The following is a 4,591-nucleotide window of genomic DNA, read 5'->3' on the forward strand; positions in this document are numbered from 1 at the left end:
AATGGAGAGAAAAAATTTGTTAAAAGTGTAAAAAGTAAGGTTTCAAACCTAAAAGAATTCAATAAAGACTTGAATGTCGATATACTAAAGGAAAAGATAAGGAAGGATTTAAACAGAAAATTAGGCAAAAATGATTAAAATGCAGAACCTAAATTAATTAATACAACTATCTAAGCACAAATACGCCAATAACACCTGCAACAAGAAGGATTAGCAATGGTGATTTCCTGTAGAAAATAAAAACAATGAGGCTTCCAAGTGCCATAAGATACGGAATAAAACCTACAAATCCCCGCCCGACGATGAGATAAATAGCGTTTATTAGAAGCGCAACAATTACAGGTTTTACGCCAAGCATAAACCTCTTGTATAAAATATTTTCCTTAAACTTCTTTTCAAAATGGGCAATTGCTAATATAACCAAAAATGATGGCATAACAACACCTAATGTTGCAAACGCAGAACCAATTACGCCATCCAACTCATATCCAATAAACGTTGCCATATTAAGCGCAACAGGTCCAGGAGTTACTTCCGCAACAGAAACAAAATAGAGGAAGCGCTCCTGTGTTATCCAACCGAGTTCAGTTACAAATGAATGCTGAAGTAAGGGAAGCATTGCCTGTCCCCCACCAAAGGTAACAATTCCAATTTTAAAAAATTCCACAAATAATCTAAGAAGAAGCATTTTCACCCTCAAAGAATTTTCCAAAAATTATACCAAGTGCGCCCCCAATAAGAATAACATAAATAGGGTTTATCTTTAAGATAAAAAGTTCGACAAGCGATAGGGTTAAGACTAAAAGATAGAAAATGGTCTTCTTTGCTTTTTTAAAAATATCAAAAGTGATGTAAATAATTTCGCCCACAACACCTGTTAAAATACCAAGCAAAAACTTCTTAACCTGCGGAATTGCAGTAAGATTTGCAAAAAAGATTGAGATAACAAGAATTACAATAAACGATGGAAGGACAACACCAAGCGTAGCAAGGGCTGAACCAATTAATCCTCCTTCTCTATATCCTATAAAAGTTGCCATATTTATAGCAATAGGACCAGGCGTAATTTGCGAAATTGCAAGCATTTCCAAAAATTCTTCTTCTGTAAGATACTTTCTTGTTTCAACAAAAGTTTGTCGCATAAGAGGAATCATCGCATATCCCCCGCCAATTGTAAAAAGACCTATAACAAAAAAGTCATATGTAAGCGTAATTAACTTCTTCATTTCTTCGGGAAACTCCCTTCGTAGGAGCCACTTACCCTTCTTGCATGAAGGGCAACACCGGGAAAAATCTTTCTGTATGTTGAAAAGTATATAATAACAACAGAAACAAGTACTATTGTGCCAACAAGAGCATATGTAAAATCAACTGAAACCTTCTCTGCAAGCGTTCCTGTGAAAAGTGCTCCAAATGGCGTAAATCCAAGGAAGATAAGTGAATATATACTCATAACCCTTCCTCTAAATTGCTCTTCTGTTTCCATCTGTATAAGGGTGTTTGCGGTGTTAAGGAACATCACCATAAAGAAGCCAGAAAGTGTAGTAAGAAGAGACACAACATATAGATTTTTTATAAGTCCTGTAAGAAGAAGGGTGACCCCAAGCATAAACGCACCACCAAATAGATAAAAGTGTTTTACTCCCTTATAACTTACTACGGCAAGGAAAAGTGAGCCAGTTAAGGCACCCAATCCCATAAGCGACATAAGGAAACCATATTCGGTTGCGCCAAGATGGAAAACCTGTTTTGCAAGCGTTGGAACAAGGACATTAAAGTTAAGGCCGAACACATTCACTACAATAAATAGGGCAAATATGATTAAAATAATTGGAATCTTCATAATGTAAGATAGTCCTGATTTTATATCCCTGTTAACATTTTCAAGTTCCTTAAGGCTGAATTTTGATGGCCTCTTTGTTCTTTCAACAATGAAGAAGAGTGCAACAATCACCGGGATAAAGCTTATTGCATTAAGGAAGAAACTCCATTCATAACCTACAAGACCTATGAGAATTCCAGAAATGCCAGGCCCAATAATACGTGCAAGGTTAAACGCAGAAGAGTTCAAGGAAATTGCATTCATAAGATGCTCTTTGGGCACAAGTTCAACATAAAATGACTGTCTTGCAGGCATATCAATAGTGTTAACGATCCCTGTCAAAAAGCCTATTAAGAGTATTTGGTAGTACTGCACAATGTGAAGTTTTACAAGAAGCCCTAAAATGAAGGCAAGAATAGTTAACGCGCTTTGGGTAAAAATGAGAATCTTTCTTTTGGAAAACTTATCTATTACAACACCTGCGTATAGCGAGAAAAACAACGCTGGAAGAAACTGGACTGCAGAAAGCAATCCCAATTTAAACGGAGAATTTGTTATTTGCAAAACAAGCCAACTTTGAGCCGTTGACTGCATCCATGTGCCTATAACAGAAATTACCTGCCCAAAGAAAAATAGGTTAAAATTCCTGTATTTAAAAGAAGGAAAGTGCAAGTAGAAACTGTTTTTTAAATTTTCAAATCTATGCTTTTTATCATCCATTTCTTCACCACGGATTTTAATTATACTACAAAGAAGAAGAAACTAAAAATTTTTAATCGGACTTTTCGTAAAGCGCAAAAAATCCACATAAAATAAAGGTTAGATAGAATTTTAAAAGAACTTTTGAAAAACCCTCAAAAACCTATTGACAGGACTGAAAAATGATATAAAATTCATATCGTTTGAGGATTAAATAGAGGGAATAGAAGAATTGGCATACAGATACATTTATGGACCTATAAATTCACGAAGGCTGGGGGTATCGCTCGGTGTAACTACTGTACCGGCAAAGGTGTGCAGTTTTAACTGCATTTATTGTGAGGTAGGAAAAACAACACTGCTTACAACTGAGCGAAAAGAATACATCCCTGCAGAGTCTATTATTGAAGAGATAAAGGATTTCTTAAGCAAAAATACCACAAAAATTGACCACATAACATTCTCAGGTCTTGGCGAACCAACACTCAATAGCAAACTCGGATATATCATAAGAGAGTTAAAAAAGATAACAGATATCCCAATTGCAGTGCTTTCAAACGGGTCCCTAATAACAAGAGATGATGTAAAGATGGATTTGCTTGAGGCAGATGTGGTAAAGTTTACTCTTAATGCAGTCGATAAGGAAACTTACGAAAAAATAAGCCTCAATCACCCTGATATAAAAGTTGAGGAAGTTATAAAGGGTATTATTGACTTTAGGAAGATATTTACCCACGAACTCTGGATTGAAATACTCCTTGTAAAAGGGATAAATAACACAATAGAAAATTACCTTAACCTCTACAATGTCTTAACGCAAATACGCCCTAACAAAATTCACATAAATACAGTTGTTAGAGCGCCTGCATACAAGGTGGAGCCACTCACTTTCGGAGAGTTACTTGAGGCTTCGCGCATTATTAACCACGGATCGCAGGTAATATACAAAAGGGGCACAACACGCATTGCACCCCAGACTGAAATTTCTAATTCGAGCACTGCAAGACAGGTTTAAATCCTTAAAGTTATTAGATTAAATAGCGAAAGTGTCTTAAGCCCAAGATAACCAAAAAGTATAAGGAACACAATCCCTGTTGCAAGTTTTATCGTGCTCAAATTTTGAGTAAACCATTTTGAAATCCTCAGAGAATTTGTCCCTCTATAAGCAATGTAAGTGATAATGATAAGTGGCAAGACGAACATAACATTATAAAGAAGGAGATACAAGAACGCTTGTGCCCGAAGGTTTTCCATTCCAAAAATATAAACAATTGTGGGAAGATATGTTTGTCCCGTGCACGAGAATTCGACAATAGATACAGGAAATGCTATAAGAAACGCAAAGATAAATTCAGTAAGCACTCTGGGATTTCTTAAAAGAGCATGTATCGTCTTTTTCTCGGCAGTTGAAAGTTGAAGCGTAATCCCCTTTGTATCTCCTCTTTTTGCTTTAAAGTAATCGCTAAAGGTAAGGACAACGAGAGTTAAAGTGATTAAAGATGTGATAAGATACACATACTTTGAAATGTAGTCAAAGTATTTCCACCTTGATATGAGTTCAAAAAGCCCTACTCCTAAAAGAAGATACGAAAGCCCTATGCCAATTGTAAAAAGAGTGCCAACAAGAAGAATTTCTCTTCGGTCTTTTTTACGAAGTGCAAGAAGTGAGATAAAGAAAATCAATACAGTTATTGCACAGGGATTGTAGCCGTCTATGAGCCCTGCACCAATTACGGTAAGGATGCCAAATTTCTTAAATAAGAGAACAAGGTTTGAACTTTCGCTTTGTGCCTTGAGAAGTGAATCTTCAAGAAAGGCATTGTCTTCGTAATTGAAATTTTTAATTGCAGTTTCCACATTCTTGTAGGCTTCTTCTCTTACAAAGGCACTTTTCCCTATAAATACTGCGGGTGTCACATTGAGTTTGTTTTCCGGAAGATTATAAATTTTGCCAAGATTTGTAAGAAGTTCTTTGTTCTTTGCCTCGGCAACTGAATATTCTTTCACCTCAATATTCGGATAGATCTCCTTCATCGTTTCAAGATAAGACCTTGTAAGCGCACATTCAGA

The 4,591-nt window shown here is 36.0% G+C and carries 6 protein-coding genes; 2 read left to right on the forward strand and 4 right to left on the reverse strand.

What is annotated here, in order from left to right:
• Window positions 1–138, forward strand: a 138-nt coding sequence (locus JHC30_06880; GenBank protein ID MCI4463875.1) for a hypothetical protein, incomplete at its 5' end; no start/stop codon positions are given.
• 28 nt (window positions 139–166) lie between these two features.
• On the opposite strand, the gene JHC30_06885 is transcribed toward JHC30_06880, so the two are convergent.
• From JHC30_06885 to JHC30_06895, 3 genes are read right to left on the reverse strand one after another with little or no spacing between them, the layout of a single operon-like run.
• Window positions 167–688, reverse strand: a complete 522-nt coding sequence (locus JHC30_06885) for a chromate transporter (GenBank protein ID MCI4463876.1) — start codon at window positions 686–688, stop codon at window positions 167–169.
• Window positions 675–1,226 (reverse strand): chromate transporter, encoded by a 552-nt coding sequence (locus tag JHC30_06890; protein MCI4463877.1) that lies wholly within the window; start codon window positions 1,224–1,226, stop codon window positions 675–677. The genes JHC30_06885 and JHC30_06890 overlap by 14 nt, the downstream gene beginning before the upstream one ends.
• Window positions 1,223–2,542, reverse strand: a complete 1,320-nt coding sequence (locus JHC30_06895) for an MFS transporter (GenBank protein MCI4463878.1) — start codon at window positions 2,540–2,542, stop codon at window positions 1,223–1,225. The genes JHC30_06890 and JHC30_06895 overlap by 4 nt, the downstream gene beginning before the upstream one ends.
• A 211-nt stretch (window positions 2,543–2,753) precedes the next feature.
• Between JHC30_06895 and JHC30_06900 the strand changes: the two genes are divergently transcribed.
• On the forward strand, window positions 2,754–3,536 hold the full coding sequence (locus JHC30_06900) for a radical SAM protein (protein ID MCI4463879.1): 783 nt from the start codon (window positions 2,754–2,756) through the stop codon (window positions 3,534–3,536).
• On the opposite strand, the gene JHC30_06905 is transcribed toward JHC30_06900, so the two are convergent.
• A partial coding sequence (locus JHC30_06905) for a hypothetical protein (protein MCI4463880.1) occupies window positions 3,533–4,591 on the reverse strand: 1,059 nt, incomplete at its 5' end. The two genes, JHC30_06900 and JHC30_06905, sit on opposite strands and share 4 nt — an antisense overlap.

Origin of the sequence: Caldisericum sp., assembly GCA_022759145.1 — a bacterium.
In the GTDB taxonomy this organism is placed as follows: Bacteria; Caldisericota; Caldisericia; order Caldisericales; family Caldisericaceae; genus Caldisericum.